This window comes from Blastococcus litoris (genome assembly GCF_003075095.1).
GTDB classification, from domain to species: domain Bacteria; phylum Actinomycetota; class Actinomycetes; order Mycobacteriales; family Geodermatophilaceae; genus Blastococcus_B; species Blastococcus_B litoris.
Genome location: NZ_QCZF01000004.1, coordinates 402653 through 419665 on the forward strand (window position 1 = coordinate 402653; position 17013 = coordinate 419665).

Sequence of the window (17013 nt, forward strand, 5' to 3'; positions counted from 1 at the left end):
CTGTTAAGCGCTGGCACCGTGCCTCGACGAGCGGACGCATCACCGGTGGCGGTGGATTGGACGCTGGTGCGTCGGCTGCACGAGGCGACGGCGACGGCCCTGGCCGAGGAACTCAAGCGCCGCCCGACGCTCAGCACGGTGGCCCAGCAGGAGCTGGCCCGCACGCTCGTCCAGGACGGCGTCGACGAGTTGGTCCGGCAGCGGATGCGCGCCGGGCAGGTGGTTCCCACGCCGGCCGAGGAGAGGGTGATCGCCCAGGCGGTGTTCGCCGCCCAGTTCGGGTTGGGTCGGCTGCAGCCCTACGTGGACGACCCGCTGGTGGAGAACATCGAGGCCCACGGCTACGACAACGTATGGATCGGTTACGCCGACGGCCGGGACGTCCGCGTCGACCCGATCGCCGACTCGGACGACGAGCTTGTGCTGCAGCTGCAGCACATCGCCGCTCGGCTGGGCCGCGCGGAGCGGACGTTGACCACAGCCAGTCCGCTGCTCACCATGCGCCTGCCCGACGGGTCCCGGTTGGCCGCAGTCATCGAGACGGTGCCGCGACCCCAGCTCGTGATCCGTCGCCACCGGATCCGCAACGTCGACCTCGACGGCATGATCGGGCTGCGCGCGATCGACCGGCCGCTGGCCGAGTTCCTGCGGGCAGCGGTGCGGGCGCGCAAGAACATCGTCGTCACCGGCGCCCAGGCTGCGGGCAAGACGCTGATGCTGCGGGCGCTGGCCAATGAGCTGCCGGTCGAGGAGCACCTTGCCACGATCGAGAAGCATTTTGAGCTGCTGCTGCACGAGCTGCCCGACCGGCATCCGAGGGTCGTGCCGTTCGAGGCCCGGGAGGGCACCGGGGAGCGCGGCCCCGACGGCCGCCGCCTCGGCGAGGTGACCCTGACCGAACTGGTCGAGCAGGCGCTGGTCATGAATGTCAGCCGCGTGTGGCTGGGCGAGGTCCGCGGCGAGGAGGCGTGGCCGCTGATCGAGGTGATGGAGGCGGGGGAGGGCGGCTCGGCCTGCACCCTGCACGCCCGCTCTGCCCACCACGCCCTCGAGCGGCTGGCCAACCTGTGTATGCGCGGCCGCGCGGCGGTCACCCCGGAGCACGCGTACCGGTCCTGCGCGTCGGCGATCGACCTGATCGTGCACATCACCACCGTGGACGAGCGGTGGATCGGGGGCGAGCGGCACCGGTTCGTCAGCCAGGTCCTCGAGTGCAACGGCATCGGTGAGGGCGGGCGTCCGGCCGTCACCGACGTCTTCGTCCCTGGGCCCGACGGACGGGCCGTACCCGAGCACGATCCGGTGGGCCTGGCCGACTACGTCCGGGTCGGCTTCGATCCCGACTGGCTTCGTTCCGGCCGCGGCCACTGGCCGAGTGCCGCTGGGGGACGGCGATGAGCGGCACGGGGTTGCTCGCCGGCGTCTGCGGGGCGCTGCTGGTTGGCGGCCTGCTGCTGGCCGCCCACGCGCTCACGTCCCCCGAACAGCCGGCTCGGCCGCTGCGCCTCCAGCTGCGTCCGACGGTGCGGGCGGACCGCCCGGCGGTGCGGCGGCAGCGGGCGCTGTGGGTGGTCGCCGCCGTTGCGACGGCGGTGGTGTGGCTGGCCTCGGGCTGGCCGGTCGGTGGCGTGCTGGCCGGGTTGGCGGTGATCGGGGTGCCGTGGCTACTGGCGCAGTTCTCCGGCGGCAACGCCATGGTGGAGCGACTGGAGGCGCTGCAGGAGTGGGTGCGCCGCACCGCCGACGTGCTGGCTGCCGGCGGCGGGTTGGAGCAGACGCTGATTCGTTCGGCCCGCACCGCCCCCGAGCCGATCGCGACGGAAGTGGCGGCACTGGCCGCGCGGCTTCAGGCGCGCTGGCCGACGTCCCGGGCGCTGCTGGCCTTCGCCGACGATCTCGACGACGCCGCCGGGGACCTGGTCGTCTCCGCTTTGTTGCTGGGTGCGGAGTTGCGCGGGCCGGGGCTGGCGCGGGTGCTGACCGAGCTGGCGGGAAGCCTCACCGAGGACGTAACCATGCGGCGCAAGGTCGAGGCCGACCGCGCCAAGCCCCGCGCGAACGCCCGCTGGCTGCTGCTGATCACCGTCGCCGCGTCTGGGCTGGCCGCGCTCAACGGCGACTACCTGGCCCCATACGGCACGGAAGTCGGGCAGCTGGTGATGGCCGCCATCGCCGGGCTGATCGTCGCCTGCCTGCTGTGGATGCGCCGGCTCACCGCCCCTGCGCCATTCCCACGCTTCATAGTCGATCCCGACCGCCGCCGGCGGGCTTCCGGTCTCAAGCCGAACGAGCTGCCGGTCCCATGAGCGGCACCCAGGCGCTGCTGATCGGCTCCGGCGCGCTCGTCGGACTCGGAGCGTTCCTGCTACTGCGTGCCGTTCTCGTGGTCGAGCAGCCGCGGCTGGCCGACGCGCTGGCCCGCCTCGACGGCAGCGCGGCTCCGGTACCGGTCGGGCCGATGCCGGAGGGAGGCGACCGGTGGGCGCGGGCGACCGGCCGCGCCGGTGCCTGGGCCGCCACCCGGCTGCCCGCCGCCGGGCGGAGTGCGCCGTCCCAGGCGCTGGCGTTGATCGGCTGGACTCTAGAGGGTTACGCCGTCCGCAAAGTCGGTTTGGCCGCGTTCGGCGCGGTATTCGTTCCGCTGCTGACCGCCGTGCTCGGCGTAACCGGCATCCGGTTGCCGGTGGCGGTGCCGGTCGCCGGGTCGCTGGCACTGGCCGGCGTGCTGTTCCTCGTCGTCGATCTGGTCGTGCGTGACCAGGCCGCCGAGGCCCGCGGGCAGATGCGGCGGGCGCTGTGCTCCTATCTGGACCTCGTCAGCCTGCGCCGCGACGCCAGCGAGGGTCCCACCATCGCCCTGGAGCGGGCCGCCGGCGTAGGGGATGGCTGGGTGTTCCGGCGGATCACCGATGCGCTGGTCGCCTCCCGGCTGGCCGGCGATCCGCCGTGGGACGGCCTGCGTCGAATGGCAGCCGACACCGGTGTTGGGGAGCTGGCCGACGTGGCCGACATCGCCGAGGTCGCCGCCCGGGAAGGCGCGTCGATCGCGCCGACGCTGCGGGCCCGTGCCCAGTCGCTGCGGGTGCAGCTGCTGGCAGAGGAAGAGGCGGCGGCCAACACGGCCAGCGAGAAGCTCACCGCTCCCGTCGCCCTCCTGTCGATCGCCTTTCTGCTGCTTTTCCTCTATCCCGCCCTGGCCCGCTTGATGGCCACCTGACCCGGTGACCCTGACCGCAGAGGAACCCCGATGACCGCGATGCTCACTCTCCTGACCGTCGTCGGCGCGCAGCTGCGCGACCGGCTGCGCAATCTCCGCGACGAGCCTGAGCGCGGCTCGCTGTCGGTCGAGCAGGTGATCATCACCGTGGCGCTGATCGGCATCGCAGTCGCGCTGGTAGCCGTGATCGCCAACGCGGTCACCTCTCGGTCGTCCCAGATTCAGTAGCCCGGCCCGTGGCTCGTCCCGCCAGCCCCTGTGGCCCTGCGGCCGTGTCTCGGCCCTGCCCCGTTGAGGGCAGCCGGGCGGGCGGCGTGGTGCGCCGAAGGATGTCGGGCGAGCGCGGTGCGGCGTCGGTGGAGCTGGCGGTCACCTTCCCGGTGGTGCTGCTGTTGGTGATGACGCTGATCCAGGCGGCGTTGTGGTTCTACGCACGCTCGATCGCGCTGGGCGCCGCCCAAGAGGGCGCCCGCGAGGGCCGGGTGCAGCCTGCCTCGACCGCGCGCGCCCTGTCGGCCGCCGAGGGCTTCCTCGACCAGACCGCGCAGGACCTGCTCACCGGCCGGGACGTGACCGTGACCGGCTCACCGAGCAGTATCGAGGTCACCGTCACCGGGACTTCGCTCAGCCTCTTTCCGGGCCTGTCGGGCTGGTCGGTGGCTCAGACCGCCATCGGCCCGGTGGAACGGCCGACGCCATGAGCCCCCAGGCCAGGGAGCGGGGGTCGGTGTCGGTCGAGCTGGCGCTGCTGGCCCCGGCGCTGCTCCTGCTGCTGTCCTTCGCCGTCGTCGCCGGACGCACCCAGGTCGCCGAGGGCGCCGTCCAGGAGGCCGCACGGGCCGCCGCCCGGGAGGCCTCGCTCGCCCGCGACGCTGCCACTGCCGCCGCACTGGCCGACGCCCAGGCGCAGCGCACCTTGGCCGATCAGGATCTGCGCTGCGAGGGCACCACAGTCGACGTCGACACCGCCGGCTTCCAGGCCCCGCTCGGCCAGCCCGGCGACGTCACGGTCTCGATCACCTGCGTAGTCGGTATGGCCGACCTGCTGGCCCCCGGCCTGCCCGGATCGGTCACCGTCGAGGCCTCCTTCATCAGCCCCGTCGACGCCTACCGCGAACGATGACCGGCTACCACGGGCACCGGAGGCCGGACCGAGAGCGCGGCACCATCAGCGTCTTCCTGGCCGTCCTCGTTCCCGGGCTGCTGCTCATCATCGGATTGGCCGTCGACGGCGGCGCCAAGGTGGCCGCCACACAGCGCGCCAACGCCATCGCCGACGAGGCCGCCCGCGCCGGCGGACAGGCCCTCGACATTTCCGCCGCCCTCACCGGACAGGTGCGGGTCGACCCGGCCGCTGCGGTCGCGGCCGCGCAGGACTACCTCGACCGCAACGACGTGCAGGGCGCGGTGACTGTCGTAGACGGCGACACCCTGCACGTGACCACCTCCATCACCGAGCCCACCTCGTTCCTCGGCCTTCTCGGCATTTCCACCCTCACCGTGGAGGGCTCCGGCACCGCCGACCTGATCACTGACACCGGCCAAAACGGGGGAGGTGGCCCATGACCGCACCGCCGCGGGAACTCGACTTGCTGCGCAGACTGGTCGCCGTCCTGGTGTTGGCGGCCGCCGTCGTCGGCATCCCGATCGCGCTTTGGCAGCTCGGCGGGGCCCACCTACCCGACGAGCTGCCTTCCTGGGCGCAGCTCACCACCGCGCTGAGCGGACCGGACACCGGCGCCGTTTTCCTCGGCCTGCTCGTAGTCATCGGCTGGACCGCCTGGGCCTGCTTCGCACTGTCGGTGGCCGTCGAGCTCGTCAGTCAGCTGCGCGGCATGCCGCCGCTGCGGCTGCCCGGCCTGACGGCCGCCCAGCAGCTGGCCGGCCTTCTCGTCGCCGCCGTCCTCGGTGTCGGCAGCGGGCCGTTGCTCGCCGCCCCCGCCCTGGCCGCCCCCCCGATCGTCGCCGAACAGCCGGATGGCCACGACGAGCCGCCGCCCGCACCGGCCCCAGCGTCGGACACCCCGCCCACCGCGCCTCCGGCGGCCGGTCCCAGCTACACCGTTCAGCCGCGCGACACCCTCGGGCGCATCGCCGCCCGATACCTGGGCGACTGGAGCCGCTTCGAGGAGATCCTCGAGCTCAACCGCGGTCGGCCGCAGCCCGACGGCGCGATCCTCGACGACCCGGGGTTGATCCGCCCCGGTTGGATCCTGGTGCTCCCGCCGGACGCCGCCCTTCCGGCGGCCGGCTCAACGGCCGCGGACGTGACCGTGCGACGCGGCGACACCCTCGCCGACATCGCCGAGCAGCACGGCCTGGACGGCTGGCAGCCGATCTTCGCCCTCAATGCCGGCGAACCGCTTCCCGGCGGCGGCCGATTCACCGACCCCGACCTGATCCTCCCCGGGCAGGTCCTCGAGCTCCCACCCGTAGACCCGCCGGCCGCCGGCCCCCCGGCCAGTCCCGAGCCACCGGCAGAGGAGGTACCGCCGCCATCCCCGCCGCACGAAGATGAGCCAGCCGTGCCGGCGGAGCCCCCGCCGACCGCGGCCGCCTCGCCGACATCGGAGACTCCAACCGACGAACCAGGGCAGCCGCCGGCCGACCCCGATGCCCGCAACGCCGAGGGGGACCAGTTCTCGGCGGAGCTGGCGGCCGTTCTCGCCGGCAGCGGGGCACTGCTCGCCGCAGGTGTGGGCGCGGCGTGGCTGGCGCACCGCCGCGCGCGGCTGCGCCGCCGCCGCCCCGGCCGACGGCTGATCCCCCTCCCGAAGGAACTGTCCGCCACGCAGACGGTCGTCACCTCGGCGCCCGACGGGGGTACGTCCGACTACGCCGCGCTCGATCTGGCGCTGCGCGGTCTTGCCGTCCTGATCTCCGAGGGCCCCGACGGGCCTCTGCCCGACGTCGTCGCCGCCCGACTGCACGGCGGCCGGCTCGGGCTGCGGCTGTACGCCCCCGCCGGCCGTCCGCCCCCCGAACCGTGGACCGCCGACGACACCGGCCTGTGGTGGTCCCTGCAGCTGGACCGGGACACCGGCGTGGCCACCGAAGTGGCGCGGGCACGCCTGGCGCCGTATCCGACCTTGGTCACCATCGGCACCGATGGCGGAGGTCGTTGGCTGCTGGACCTGGAACGCCTCGGTGCCGTGTACGTGGCCGGATCGGCCGACCGCCGCACCGACTTCGCCCGGCACCTGGCCGCCGAACTGGCCGTCAACAGCTGGTCGGACCTCCTCACCGTCACCACCGTCGGTTTCGGCAAGGAATTGCTCGACCTGGCACCGCACCGGGTCCACCCGACCAACACCGCCAATGACCCCGCACTGCACGCCGCCCTGCGGGAAGTGGCTGAGCGGGACACCGACGACGTGCTGGACGGGCGGCTACAGGCCGGAGCGGGGGACGGCTGGATGCCGCAGGTCGTCCTCGACCCACGCTCCCCGGATCTGGTCGACGAACTGGCCGAGGCCGCCGCCGCCCTGCGTGCCCGCGAGCGGCGCGCCGCCGTCGCAGTCGTGCTCGGCGTCGAGCCGGAGGAGGTAAGCGATGGGTGGCTGCTGACCCTGGCCGACGACGGGTCGCTGCTGATTCCGGCACTGGAGCTTCGGCTACCGGCTCCACAACTGACCGCCGAGCAGGCTCGCGACATCGCCGCGCTGCTGGCTTTCGAACGCGACTCCGATGACGACCCGATTCCCGCCGCCGTCGGCGACCGACCCTGGCAGGTGCACACCGACGCCGCCGGCGCCCTCCTCGACGACGCCTCCGATCCGGGCACCACCGCGCCACCGGTCCAATTGCCCGCCCCGCACACGGGCGGACGTCGGTTCACCACCGCTGCGGCGAGCGATGCGACGCCGGGCGCGTCGACCGAAACTCCCGCACGAACGACGTCCTCGGTGAGCGATGCCGCCGAGGCGCCGGGGCGTGCGGCGCTGGCCGACGTGCGCAGCCGGATCGAGGACGACCTCGCCCAACTCGACCGCGATCTCGCCGACTGGTGGGCGCTGGACTGCGCCCGGCCGCGGCTGACGCTGCTCGGACCGGTCACCCTGCGCGCGCACGGTGATGAGGCGGCCGTGGCCAGGTCGGGGCTTCGGCGCCGCTACGAGGAGGCCGTCGCCTACCTCGCCACCCGCCCGCACGGCGCCACCGCCGACGAGGCCGCAACCGCGCTGCAGCCGGCCCGCGGCGGCAGGACCGATCCGGTCAGCGCCCGCGCCTACGTCCACCGGGTCACCGCCGGTGCCCGCGCTTGGCTGGCCACCGATCCCGCCACCGGCCAGAAGTACCTCAGCTCCGGCCAGCGCGGCCGGTACACATTGACCAACGTGCTCGTCGACGCCGACCTGTTCCGCCAGCTGCGCGCCCGCGCCGGGGTCCGCGGGGACGACGCCCTGCCCGATCTGCTTGCCGCGCTGCGGCTGGTGTCCGGGCCGCCGTTCGCCCAGCGCCCGGCCGGTTACGAGTGGCTGGACGGCCTGGATCTCACGCTGACAGCCGCGGTCTGCGACGTCGCCCACCAGGTGGTCACGGCCGCCCTCGCCGACGACGACCTGGCCGCCGCCGGTACCGCCTCGGCCACCGCCCTTCTCGTTGCGCCGGACGACGAGCAAGTGCTGCTGGATGCGATGTGGGTGGCCTTCCACCAGGGCAACCGCGCCGAGGCCGAGACCTACGTCGCTCGCATCGTGGCGGTCCACGACGGTGAGGACGAGATGGACCTCCCCATGAGCACCGCCGAGACCATCAACCGCGCCCGCCGGCAGTTCCTCGACCGTGCCTCGTGAGGACGGCCGCAGGCTGGATCCACCACAACGAGCGAAGCGTCCAACCTGGAAAGACCGCAGTCTGGGCGTCCGGGACGTTCGCCGGGAGGTCGGGGTGTCGTACCTGCTGATCACACTCGAGTTCGCAGGGGCCTCGACGAAAGGAGAGACGCTAGTGATCATCGAGCCGATGGCCGCCGATCTCGACCTCGACGAGGTAGAGGTCGCGCTGCTGCGTGCCGCGGTCGGTGACTACGCCGCCGAGGCCGCGGTGCTGCTGCTCGCCAACGACGGGTACTGGCCCGCTCTGCTGGGCGTCGCCGGGATGGTCACGGTCGAGACTGAGGCGGTCGGCGGGCAGCTCTGGGCGCGCATCGAGTGGGCGGAGCTCGACGCCGCTCTTGCCGACGGACGGCTGCCCGCTAGCCGGGAGGAGCTGGGGGTGCTCCGTGTGGCCGCAAGTCTCGCCGACGGCCGGCCGGTTGACCTCGCCGACGTGGCCGTGACCCTGGACCGCCGCACCCTCGGCCTGGTGCTCGCCGCGCTGGCGCACGCTGCTGGCACCCACGAGCACCGCGCGCCCGTCCCGAACGGCTCTGACGTGCGACTGGAGCCACTCTTCCGCTGGCCGACCCGGCACTGATGAGTCATGCCATATCCGCCGCGGCCGCAGCTGCGCCCGTTGCCCGCCTTCGCCGGGACCGCCCGCACCGGCACGGTGACAAGCCACCGGCTGCAGGCTCAGCTTGAGGCCTTCGTCCTAGATGAGTACGCAGCCGGCCGCTCGCTGCGGCAGATCGCCGAACTGATCGACCGTTCTCCCACCGCCGTCCGCCGTGTGCTGGACAAGCACGGGGTGCCGCGGCGCGCCGTCGGTGCTCCACGGCAGGGTCGCCAGCATCCCTAACGGAAACCGGATCGTCCGCCAGCATCCGCCGGCGTACGGGGTGAATCTCCAGTAGTCCTCCAGTAGTCCGCCTGGCTCAGGTCGTCCGTCGACGCTCCCTGCGCCTGGCGTGCCCGGACGTCGGCGAGAGATGTGTGGCCTCTTATCGACTGGAGAACTACTAGAGGCCAGGGCGACACGGTCGCGGCATGCAGACCGCAGCACCGCGTCGGGGACCGCAGCGCGGTCGGATGACCTGTGACGGGTCGCCACCGGAGTCGATGGCGATCGCGGACCCCCTGACTTCCCGTTGGGCACGGCCGATGACGGTCGAGTCGATGCGCGCGGCCGTCATCGCGATCCGCGCGGGGATCTTCGACGACGTCAACGAACCCGACGTCGTCTGGAGAGACCAGGCGTCGGGCGCTGCGGCTCCCGTCACTGCCTCGCGGCCGGATGCCAGTTCAATCCAGTGCGCGGCATTCGACTACTGCCACCCCGTCGTCCTGGTTGTGGCCGGTCACGCCGGAGCCGGCGCTTCCACGGTCGCATTGGCAGTCGCCGAAGGGCTGGCTGAAGCCCGGCGGGTGCTGCTGGTCGACTACGCCGAGCCGCGTCGGTCGGGGCTGCTTGCGGCCCCGGCCATCGAGATGGGCACGGACGGGGCCTGGCGGCGCGGTCGCCGGAATCGACTCGACGTCGTCCGCCTCACTCGGCATCCGGCCGACGGAGTGCTTCCGCCGCCACCGGAGACCGACGACGCTGAGCCCCTGAGGGTGGTCGATGCCGGCTGGTCGCTGACCTGCGCGCTGCTCGATCCACCCGGTACCGTCGTCGGCGGCGCGATGGTCGTCCTCGTCACCCGGGTGACGGTGCCGGCGGTCCGGCAGACCGAGCAGGTGCTGGCCGCTCTCGACGGCGAGGCGGCGGTCGCCGCGGTGGGCCCGGCCCGCTGGCCCCGGCTGGTGGAGGCCAGTTGCGGTCCGCGGCTTGGTGAATTGCGGTCGCGGGGGCAGGTAGTCGCGGTGCCGGTCGACCGGCGACTGCAGGTTGCCGGGCTGACCGGAGACCGGCTGCCGAAGCCAGTGGCGGCCGCCGGCCGGTCGTTGGCCGCGCTCCTGGTCCCGGCGAGGGAGACCCCGTGACCACGGGGCACAGGAGCGCCGCCGTGGCGGTGCGGGCGGCATCGAGCGTCGTGTTCGTCCTTGCCGGGCTCCTCGTGCTGGGTGCCGGGACGGCGGCTGCGACGACGGTCGAGATCAGCGCGGCGGTCTGCCCCGCGGCACCGCCCGGGATGCAGGGCTTTGCCGACGACGTGACGGCTTGGGTGAAGTGGGGCGTGCTGGCGCTGATCGGCATCGGCGCCGTCGTGTCCCTCGGGTCGATCCTCGTGGGGCGGATCTTCTCCCACCCGCATGCCTCCCGCTACGGGGCCATGGGTGTTGCCGTGGTGGTGATGGTGGCCATCGCCTACACGGTCATCCTCGTCATCCTGGACTCGATCACCGGCAGCGGGTGCACCTGATGCGCCGCCACCGAGACGTCCGGGGAAGTCGCATCCCGGAGTGGGGAGCCGCTCGACTTCGCGCGCTGGTGGTGGTCGCCGCACCCGTCGCGCTGACGGTCATGGCCGGCGCGGTTCTCGCCGTCGTCGGGGTGCTGACCCAGGAGAAGCCGGACTCAACGGACGCTGCGCGACACGGAGCAGCGCCCTCCAGGCACGTGTCGCTGCAGGACGCGCTGGCTGCGACTCCGATGCCGACCGCCGACCCGGACGACGCGCTGCCAGGTCCGGTATCGAGGCAGGCCGCAGGTGTCATCGAGTTGCCCCGCACAAAGGCCGACGGCCCTGCTGACGTGCCCACCGGCTTTCCCCGCACTCCCGAGGGTGCTCTGGCGCAGTTGGCTGCTATCGACGTGACCGCGATGCAGACCGGCTCGATGGACGGTGTGCGGCGTGTCATCGCCGAATGGGCTGCCCTTGGCGGCCCGACCCAGGAGACGTGGTCCGGGGTGGCTGGCATGGCGAGCCTGTTGTCGGCGGCGGGGCTGCCCGGCGCCGGGTCTCCACAGTTGGCCATCGTCGTCCGCCCGGTGATGGGGCTGATCAAGGGAACGGTGGGCCCGGACTTTGCGGTGGTGTGCGTGAACCTCGAGTTCACCGTCACCGTGGAGCAGACCTCGCGGATCGCGATAGCCGACTGCCAGCGCATGGCGTGGGCGGGCGAACGGTGGGTCATCGGGGCCGGGCCGGAACCGGCGCCGGCGCCGTCGGTCTGGCCGGGTACCGACACCGCGGTCGCTACTGGCTGGCGGGAGCTCCGTCATGTCTAAGCCGGAGCCAGGACGGCGGCGGTCGGCCCGCTCGAGAGCGCTGGTCGTGCTCGTGCTTGGGGCGGTGGGTTGGCTGGCGACCGCGGCTGCGGCCTTGGCCGACACGGTGGTGGCGTTTCCCGCGGCGCCGGCCGCGGGCGATGGCTCGCTTCCGTGCCTGCCGATCAACCCGTTCTGCGTGATTGGCGAAGCGGCCGGAGCCGTGGTCGCCGACGTGTGGATCAGCGCGATGCTGTCGCTCTGGGGGGCCGGCCTGTGGCTGCTGGGCCTGGCCTTCTCGGTGATCGACGCCCTCGCCACCCCGGATCTGTCCGCAGGCGGGCCGCTGGCCGGCGTCTATCCGGTGACCTTCGGCATCGGCGCCACCGTCGCGGCGCTGATGGCCATGGTCCAACTCGGCGTCGCGGCGGCGCGCCGAGACGGGCAGACCCTCGGCCGGCTGCTCATCGGCCTGCTGCAGTTCGGGCTGGTCTGGGTCAGCTACGTCGGCGTCGCGGCGCTGCTGGTCACCGGCGTCTCGGGGCTGACCACCGCCTTGCTGCGCAGCCTGCTCGACATAGAGACCCTGGCCGACTTCGACCCGTCGATCAGCGTGGGCCGCGACGTGGTCGACGGCACAGTCGCCACCGTTCTCGGAGTCAGCGCCATCTTCCTCCTGGTGCCGGCCAGCATCGGCTATCTGCTGTTGATGCTGGTCCGCGAGGCAGCCCTGATCGTGCTGGCGGCAACCTCGGCCATCTCGGCCGGCGGGCTGCTGGCACAGTCCTCGAGCACCTGGTTCTGGCGCAGCCTGCGCTGGTTTCTCGCGGCGTTGCTGGTCGCCCCGGTCACCGTGCTCGTCCTCGGCGTCGGCGTCAGCATCACCGAGGGCATCGTCACTGGGGCCGAGGAGACGAGCACCGAGGCTGCGGTCGGCATGGCGGTGGTCGGCTGCCTGCTGATTCTGCTCGGCGCGATCTGCCCGCTGGCGCTGTTCCGGCTGCTTGCCTTCGTCGACCCAGGTACCTCCAGCGGCGCAGCTCTGCGTTCCTCGCTGGCCGCCTCCGGCGGAGTCATGGGCGCACTCGGCAATCTCGGTGGTGGAGGCGGTCGCGCTGCGGGGGCCGCCGCTATCGCCGCCTCGGGTGGGGTGGCCACCTCGGGCGCCGCGGCACAGCTGGCTGGGGACCGCGCGCAGGGTGAGTCGACCGCCGACGCCGCAACCAGCGGGCGCTTCGCCGGCGCGCTGCGTGCGCTGACAGCTGGCACCTCCACGGCGGGTCGGCTGGCCGCTGGGGTGGCCGTCTCGGCGGCCGACGTGCTCTCCGGAGCTGGTATCGGACACACCGCCCCCTACTACGGGCAGTCAGTTCGGGGCAGGGCTCCCGCCGCGGGCAACGGACACGCTGGCGCAGCGTCGCTCTCACGACAGGACGGCGGGTCGCCGCGTCTGGACGGGGACGGACCCGACGCTCTGATTCCTGATCCGCTGTGGTCGTCCGTCTCCGACGGCGCAGCGGCTGTGGGTTGGCCCGCTGAGCGGGCCGACGGTGCCGCACGCGGCGGGGTTCCGAAGTCCGACTCTCCCGCTCCGCGGGGGCGGGGCGATTCGCCTGTCGACGACGGTGCCACATGAGCGCGCACCGTTACGGCGAGTACGCGAAGGACGTCTCTGGCTGGTTCCTCGGGATGACCGGCACCCAGCTGACCCTGTTGACGCTCGCCGGCGTTCCGGCGCTGCTGGCCCTGAACGGCCAGGCCTGGGGGCTGTTCGTCGGCTGGCTGCCGGTGTGGGCGCTGCTGGCCGCCGTGCTGCTGGTGCCCATACGGGGCCGCGCCGCCGGCCGCTGGTTCGGCGATCTCTCTCTGTACGCGATCGGAGGAGCGATGGGCTGGACGGTGTTCGGCTCACGAGCCGGAGCGGGGACGGCCGACGACCTGTCCGAAGCCGATTTGCCGGGGGTGCTCGCAGGCGTCCGCACCCACGACGGGCCGCCCTTCGGGCAGCTCTTCACCCGGCCGGTGATCGTGCAGAACTGTGCGGCACGCACCTGGGCGGTGGTGGCGGGAATTGCCCATCCCGGCATCGGGCTCGCCGAGGCGGGGGAGCGGGACCGGATGGGCGCTGGGCTGGCCGAGTTGTGCGAGCTCGCCGCTCGTACCGAGCTGGTCGACGTCCTCGTCCTGCAGGTGCGCACCGTGCCCGACGACGGCGCGGAGCGCGCAGCTTGGGAGCGCGCTCACGCCCACCCCGACGCGCCGACGCTCGCTGCGCGGGTCAATGCACTGCTGGGCGCGACGCTGACGCCGGCCGCGGTGCGGACCGAGGCGTTCGTCACCGTCGTGGTCGGCGAGGGACGGGTCGCCCGGGCGGCGAGAGAGTCCGGCGGGGGCGTGGACGGGCGGGCCCGGGTCTTGCACTCGGTGATGGCCGAGGTCGAGGCCGCGCTTCGTGGACCGGTCGGCTGCACGACGGTGTCCTGGCTTGACTCCCCACAGCTGGCCGCCGCGGTGCGCACCAGTTTCGCCCCGGGTGACCGTGGCGAGCTGGTCGCGGCCGACCTCGCGGCCGCCTCCGGCCAGCAGTTGGCCACCGGGGTGCCGATGGCAGCCGCGGGCCCGACGGTGGCGCGCGCCGAGGTGCGGCATTACCTGCACGACGCGTGGGCGTCGGTGACCGACACGATCCTGCTGCCCGATTCCGGTGCGGTTCTCGGCGCGCTCTCCCCTGTGCTCGTGCCGACCGTGGCGGGGGAGCGGCGCTGCCTGACCGTGTTCCTCGACCCGCTGCCGCTGACCCGGGCGACCCGGCTGGTCAGTCGCGAGCAGATGAGCGCCACCACCGGCAACGAGATGCGGGCCCGGATGGGTTTCCGGCAGCGGGCCCGGCAGCGGCGGGACACCGAGCGGGTCGGCGCCGCCGAAGAGAAACTCACCGCCGGCCGCGCTCTGGTGCGTGTCTCCGCGGCGGCCTGCGTCACCGTACCGGCGACGTGGCCGGTGGTGGAGTACGGCCGCCGGCTGTCGGCCTCGGTCCGGGCCGCCGGCTTCGTTCCGCTGCGGCTGGACCTGGCGCAGGACTCCGCCTTCGCCGCCGCCGCCGTTCCCCTCGGCGTCGGGCTGCCCGATCGCAGGAGCCGACGGTGATCCGCCGTCCTTCCCGCCGTGGCCGGGACGTCGCCGTCTTGCTCGACGACTTCGGCCACCGGCTGCCTGCGGTCCCCGCGGCGGAGACCGCGGCACGGGAACGGGGGCCGTTTCCCGTGCTGGTGCCCCGCCGCGGGCCGCGCGGACGCGGTCGTGGCCGAGCGGCGGCGCTGGCGCCGCTGTCGGTGTGGCGGATGACGTCGGAGCAGACGCCCGTGGTGTGGCCCCTGATCGCTACCTCCGGCCTACCGCCCACCGGCGCACAGATGGGCATCGACCTCCTGTCCGGCGGAGCGTTCTACTGCGACCCGGTCGGCTGGGTCACCGACGACGACATCCCGGTCACCAACCCCAACGTCGTCGTCTTCGGCAAGCCCGGCCGCGGCAAGTCCGCCACCGTCAAGGCCTTCGCGCTGCGGATGCTCGCCTACGGTTACCGCACACTCGTCCTCGGGGACACCAAGGACGAGTACGAGCCGCTCTGCAGAGCACTCGGCGTGGAGCCGTTCGTCATCGGCCACGGCCTGGCGACCCGGGTGAACCCGCTGGCCTTCGGTCCGCTCGGGCACGGCTGGGACCGACTCGACGCCGCCGAGTCCCGCCGCCGCGAGGCGCTCGTGTTCGCCCGCTGGCTGGTGCTGCTGCGCGGCCTGATCGGGTCGCAGGCGGTGCCGTTCGGCCCGGTGGAGGAGACCGCGGTCGGGGAAGCGCTGCGGCTGCTCACCGGCTACCGCTCGGGCGCCACACGGCTGACCGAGCCCACCATCCCGCAGCTGTGGGGGGCACTCGACGAGCCTCCCGACGAGCTCGTCGCCGGTTGCCGCTACGCCGACCGGCGGCACTTCCTCGACGCCACCCGTACTCTTCGCGACGCTCTCGGCGCCCTGGTGAAGGGCTCTCTGGCCGGGCTGTTCGACGACCACACCACCATCGCCGTCGACTGGCGCGCCCCGATCCAGTCGCTGTCTCTGTCCCGGCTCGAGCCGCTCGGTGATCAGGCCGTCGGCATCGCGCTGACCTGCTTGAACTCGTGGGGCCAGGCGATGCGCGAGATCGCCGAGCCCGGTGACCTTCGCATCGTCATCCGCGACGAGACGTGGCGGCAGATGCGCCTGGGCACTGAGGCGATGAAGAGCCTGGACGCCAACCTTCGGCTGTCCCGCCGCGACGCGGACGTGCAGATCCTTCTGGCCCACAAACCCTCCGACATGCTCACCGCCGGGGACGCGACCTCGCAGGCGGTCGCCATCGCCCGCGACCTGCTGCACCTGTGCGACGTCAAGGTCCTGCACGGGCAGGACCAGGCCGTCGGCGACGAGCTCGGGAGCCTGCTCGGCCTGGCGCCGATCGCCCAGCGAGTGGTTACCGGCTGGGCGATCGCAGGCAAGGGCAGAGCACTGTGGCTGGCCGGGGACCGGGCGTTCAAGGTGCAGACCGTCCTCACCGAACCCGAGCTGCGGTTGACCTACACCAACGAAGCCCTTACAGCCGGATGACCGGCATGAGGGGGAGAGCGGAGTCCATCGCACGGACGTACGCGAAGAGATGGCTGTGGAGGGCCGTTGCACCAGCCGCCGTCCCGCTGTTCGCCGGGCTCACCCTGCTGCTCATACCGCTGGCGGTCATCGCGGCCCCCGAGACCCGGACGGCGGCCGCGTCGTCGGCCTGCTCGATCGGCGGCACCGGCGCCACCGTTGCCGGCATCGAACTGGACGCCGTCCAGATGGGCCACGCACAGGCCATCGTCAACGTCGCCGTAGCGCAAGGACTGGAGCCGTACGCGGCCACCGTGGCGCTGGCCACCGCCTACCAGGAGTCCCGGATCCGGATGCTGGCCAACGACGGCAGCAGCCCCGAACTCACCGCCGAGCAGGCCGCGGTGACCGCCACCAGCCTGCAGTACGCGCACGACGGCCTCGGCTCCGACCACGACAGCGTCAACACGTTCCAGCAGCGCTGGATCGTCGGCTGGGGCAGCGTCGCCCAGCTCATGGACCCCGTCTACGCAGCTGCGGCCTTCTACCGCCGACTGGTCGAGGTACCGAACTGGCGGACCATCCCGCTCACCCGGGCATCGCAGGCAGTGCAGGTCTCGGCCGCCGGCGACGCATACGCCCGCTGGGAGCCGTTCGCCCGCGAGCTGACCGGCATGCTGTGGCCGGCCGCCCAGGAGGCCGCGACCAGCCCGACCGGCGCGGCGTCCGGCGTATGCCCCGATCTGCCGGTGCCCACCGGATCCTGGATCCGACCCACCGCCGGAACGGTCACCTCCGGCTACGGGCTGCGCTGGGGCACCCTGCATGCCGGGGTCGACATCGCCGGTCCCCGGGACAGCCCCGTCTATGCGGCCGCCGCCGGCACCATCGTCCGCGCGGCGTGCACCAGCGCCTACTGCGACCGTGACGGCGGCCGGGGGCTGGCCGGCTACGGCAACCTCGTCGAGCTCGACCACGGCGGCGGGCTGACCACCCGCTACGGGCATCTCTCGGCCTACACGGTCAGATCCGGCCAGTACATCGGCGTCGGGACGCTGGTCGGCTTTCAGGGATCCACCGGCAACAGCACCGGTGTCCACCTGCACTTCGAGGTCCGCCAGGGGGGAGCGCCGGTCGACCCGGTGCCGTGGCTGGCCGATCGCGGCGTCGATCTGAATGCGCCCAACCCGGGCTGACCTG

Annotated in this window: 17 protein-coding genes; all 17 read left to right on the plus strand. The window is 73.0% G+C overall.

Translation table 11 applies throughout. The features are described 5' to 3' along the window. The first annotated feature begins 45 nt into the window (after nt 1–45). The 17 genes from DCS98_RS11575 to DCS98_RS11655 all read left to right on the plus strand — a co-directional run bounded on the left by DCS98_RS11575 (nt 46) and on the right by DCS98_RS11655 (nt 17009). On the plus strand, nt 46–1398 hold the full coding sequence (locus tag DCS98_RS11575) for a TadA family conjugal transfer-associated ATPase (RefSeq protein WP_241037610.1): 1353 nt from the start codon (nt 46–48) through the stop codon (nt 1396–1398). Next, nucleotides 1395–2306 (plus strand): type II secretion system F family protein, encoded by a 912-nt coding sequence (locus DCS98_RS11580; RefSeq protein ID WP_116451489.1) that lies wholly within the window; start codon nt 1395–1397, stop codon nt 2304–2306. Before DCS98_RS11575 ends, DCS98_RS11580 begins: the two co-directional genes overlap by 4 nt. Further along, entirely contained in the window at nt 2303–3217 is a 915-nt protein-coding gene (locus DCS98_RS11585; protein ID WP_116451490.1) for a type II secretion system F family protein, read from the plus strand. Before DCS98_RS11580 ends, DCS98_RS11585 begins: the two co-directional genes overlap by 4 nt. Before the next feature lie 30 nt (nt 3218–3247). Continuing rightward, on the plus strand, nt 3248–3445 hold the full coding sequence (locus DCS98_RS11590) for a hypothetical protein (RefSeq protein WP_116451491.1): 198 nt from the start codon (nt 3248–3250) through the stop codon (nt 3443–3445). Nucleotides 3446–3546: 101 nt separating this feature from the next. Further along, nucleotides 3547–3918 (plus strand): TadE/TadG family type IV pilus assembly protein, encoded by a 372-nt coding sequence (locus DCS98_RS11595; RefSeq protein ID WP_241037612.1) that lies wholly within the window; start codon nt 3547–3549, stop codon nt 3916–3918. Then, on the plus strand, nt 3915–4340 hold the full coding sequence (locus DCS98_RS11600; RefSeq protein ID WP_116451492.1) for a TadE/TadG family type IV pilus assembly protein: 426 nt from the start codon (nt 3915–3917) through the stop codon (nt 4338–4340). The genes DCS98_RS11595 and DCS98_RS11600 overlap by 4 nt, the downstream gene beginning before the upstream one ends. Next, entirely contained in the window at nt 4337–4783 is a 447-nt protein-coding gene (locus DCS98_RS11605; protein ID WP_116451493.1) for a TadE/TadG family type IV pilus assembly protein, read from the plus strand. Before DCS98_RS11600 ends, DCS98_RS11605 begins: the two co-directional genes overlap by 4 nt. Then, nucleotides 4780–8013 carry an AfsR/SARP family transcriptional regulator gene (locus DCS98_RS11610; RefSeq protein ID WP_116451494.1) on the plus strand — a complete coding sequence of 1078 codons (3234 nt, stop codon included), beginning with the start codon at nt 4780–4782 and terminating at the stop codon, nt 8011–8013. Before DCS98_RS11605 ends, DCS98_RS11610 begins: the two co-directional genes overlap by 4 nt. 154 nt (nt 8014–8167) lie before the next feature. Next, nucleotides 8168–8635, plus strand: coding sequence for a hypothetical protein (locus tag DCS98_RS11615; RefSeq protein WP_116451495.1), 468 nt, complete (start codon nt 8168–8170; stop codon nt 8633–8635). A gap of 6 nt (nt 8636–8641) precedes the next feature. Further along, on the plus strand, nt 8642–8899 hold the full coding sequence (locus tag DCS98_RS24105; protein WP_116451496.1) for a helix-turn-helix domain-containing protein: 258 nt from the start codon (nt 8642–8644) through the stop codon (nt 8897–8899). A gap of 302 nt (nt 8900–9201) precedes the next feature. Continuing rightward, nucleotides 9202–10023 carry a hypothetical protein gene (locus tag DCS98_RS11625; RefSeq protein WP_116451497.1) on the plus strand — a complete coding sequence of 274 codons (822 nt, stop codon included), beginning with the start codon at nt 9202–9204 and terminating at the stop codon, nt 10021–10023. Beyond that, on the plus strand, nt 10020–10403 hold the full coding sequence (locus DCS98_RS11630) for a hypothetical protein (protein ID WP_241037614.1): 384 nt from the start codon (nt 10020–10022) through the stop codon (nt 10401–10403). Before DCS98_RS11625 ends, DCS98_RS11630 begins: the two co-directional genes overlap by 4 nt. Nucleotides 10404–10471: 68 nt before the next feature. After that, nucleotides 10472–11212 (plus strand): hypothetical protein, encoded by a 741-nt coding sequence (locus tag DCS98_RS11635; protein WP_338070209.1) that lies wholly within the window; start codon nt 10472–10474, stop codon nt 11210–11212. Between the two features lie 94 nt (nt 11213–11306). Next, complete coding sequence (locus DCS98_RS11640) at nt 11307–12827, plus strand: hypothetical protein (protein WP_241037616.1); 1521 nt, start codon at nt 11307–11309, stop codon at nt 12825–12827. Next, nucleotides 12824–14338 (plus strand): SCO6880 family protein, encoded by a 1515-nt coding sequence (locus DCS98_RS11645; protein WP_116451499.1) that lies wholly within the window; start codon nt 12824–12826, stop codon nt 14336–14338. Before DCS98_RS11640 ends, DCS98_RS11645 begins: the two co-directional genes overlap by 4 nt. After that, nucleotides 14335–15834, plus strand: a complete 1500-nt coding sequence (locus DCS98_RS11650) for an ATP-binding protein (protein WP_116451500.1) — start codon at nt 14335–14337, stop codon at nt 15832–15834. Before DCS98_RS11645 ends, DCS98_RS11650 begins: the two co-directional genes overlap by 4 nt. A 5-nt stretch (nt 15835–15839) precedes the next feature. Next, nucleotides 15840–17009 carry a M23 family metallopeptidase gene (locus DCS98_RS11655; protein WP_116451570.1) on the plus strand — a complete coding sequence of 390 codons (1170 nt, stop codon included), beginning with the start codon at nt 15840–15842 and terminating at the stop codon, nt 17007–17009. Nucleotides 17010–17013: the final 4 nt, after the last annotated feature.

Excerpts from the sequence above, each read along its gene's own strand:
- DCS98_RS24105 (WP_116451496.1), top strand. The coding sequence starts at position 8,642 with ATGCCATATCCGCCGCGGCCGCAGCTGCGCCCGTTGCCCGCCTTCGCC.
- DCS98_RS11595 (WP_241037612.1), top strand. The coding sequence starts at position 3,547 with ATGTCGGGCGAGCGCGGTGCGGCGTCGGTGGAGCTGGCGGTCACCTTC.
- DCS98_RS11645 (WP_116451499.1), top strand. The coding sequence starts at position 12,824 with ATGAGCGCGCACCGTTACGGCGAGTACGCGAAGGACGTCTCTGGCTGG.
- DCS98_RS11610 (WP_116451494.1), top strand. The coding sequence starts at position 4,780 with ATGACCGCACCGCCGCGGGAACTCGACTTGCTGCGCAGACTGGTCGCC.
- DCS98_RS11625 (WP_116451497.1), top strand. The coding sequence starts at position 9,202 with ATGACGGTCGAGTCGATGCGCGCGGCCGTCATCGCGATCCGCGCGGGG.
- DCS98_RS11580 (WP_116451489.1), top strand. The coding sequence starts at position 1,395 with ATGAGCGGCACGGGGTTGCTCGCCGGCGTCTGCGGGGCGCTGCTGGTT.
- DCS98_RS11590 (WP_116451491.1), top strand. The coding sequence starts at position 3,248 with ATGACCGCGATGCTCACTCTCCTGACCGTCGTCGGCGCGCAGCTGCGC.
- DCS98_RS11655 (WP_116451570.1), top strand. The coding sequence starts at position 15,840 with ATGAGGGGGAGAGCGGAGTCCATCGCACGGACGTACGCGAAGAGATGG.
- DCS98_RS11600 (WP_116451492.1), top strand. The coding sequence starts at position 3,915 with ATGAGCCCCCAGGCCAGGGAGCGGGGGTCGGTGTCGGTCGAGCTGGCG.
- DCS98_RS11585 (WP_116451490.1), top strand. The coding sequence starts at position 2,303 with ATGAGCGGCACCCAGGCGCTGCTGATCGGCTCCGGCGCGCTCGTCGGA.
- DCS98_RS11605 (WP_116451493.1), top strand. The coding sequence starts at position 4,337 with ATGACCGGCTACCACGGGCACCGGAGGCCGGACCGAGAGCGCGGCACC.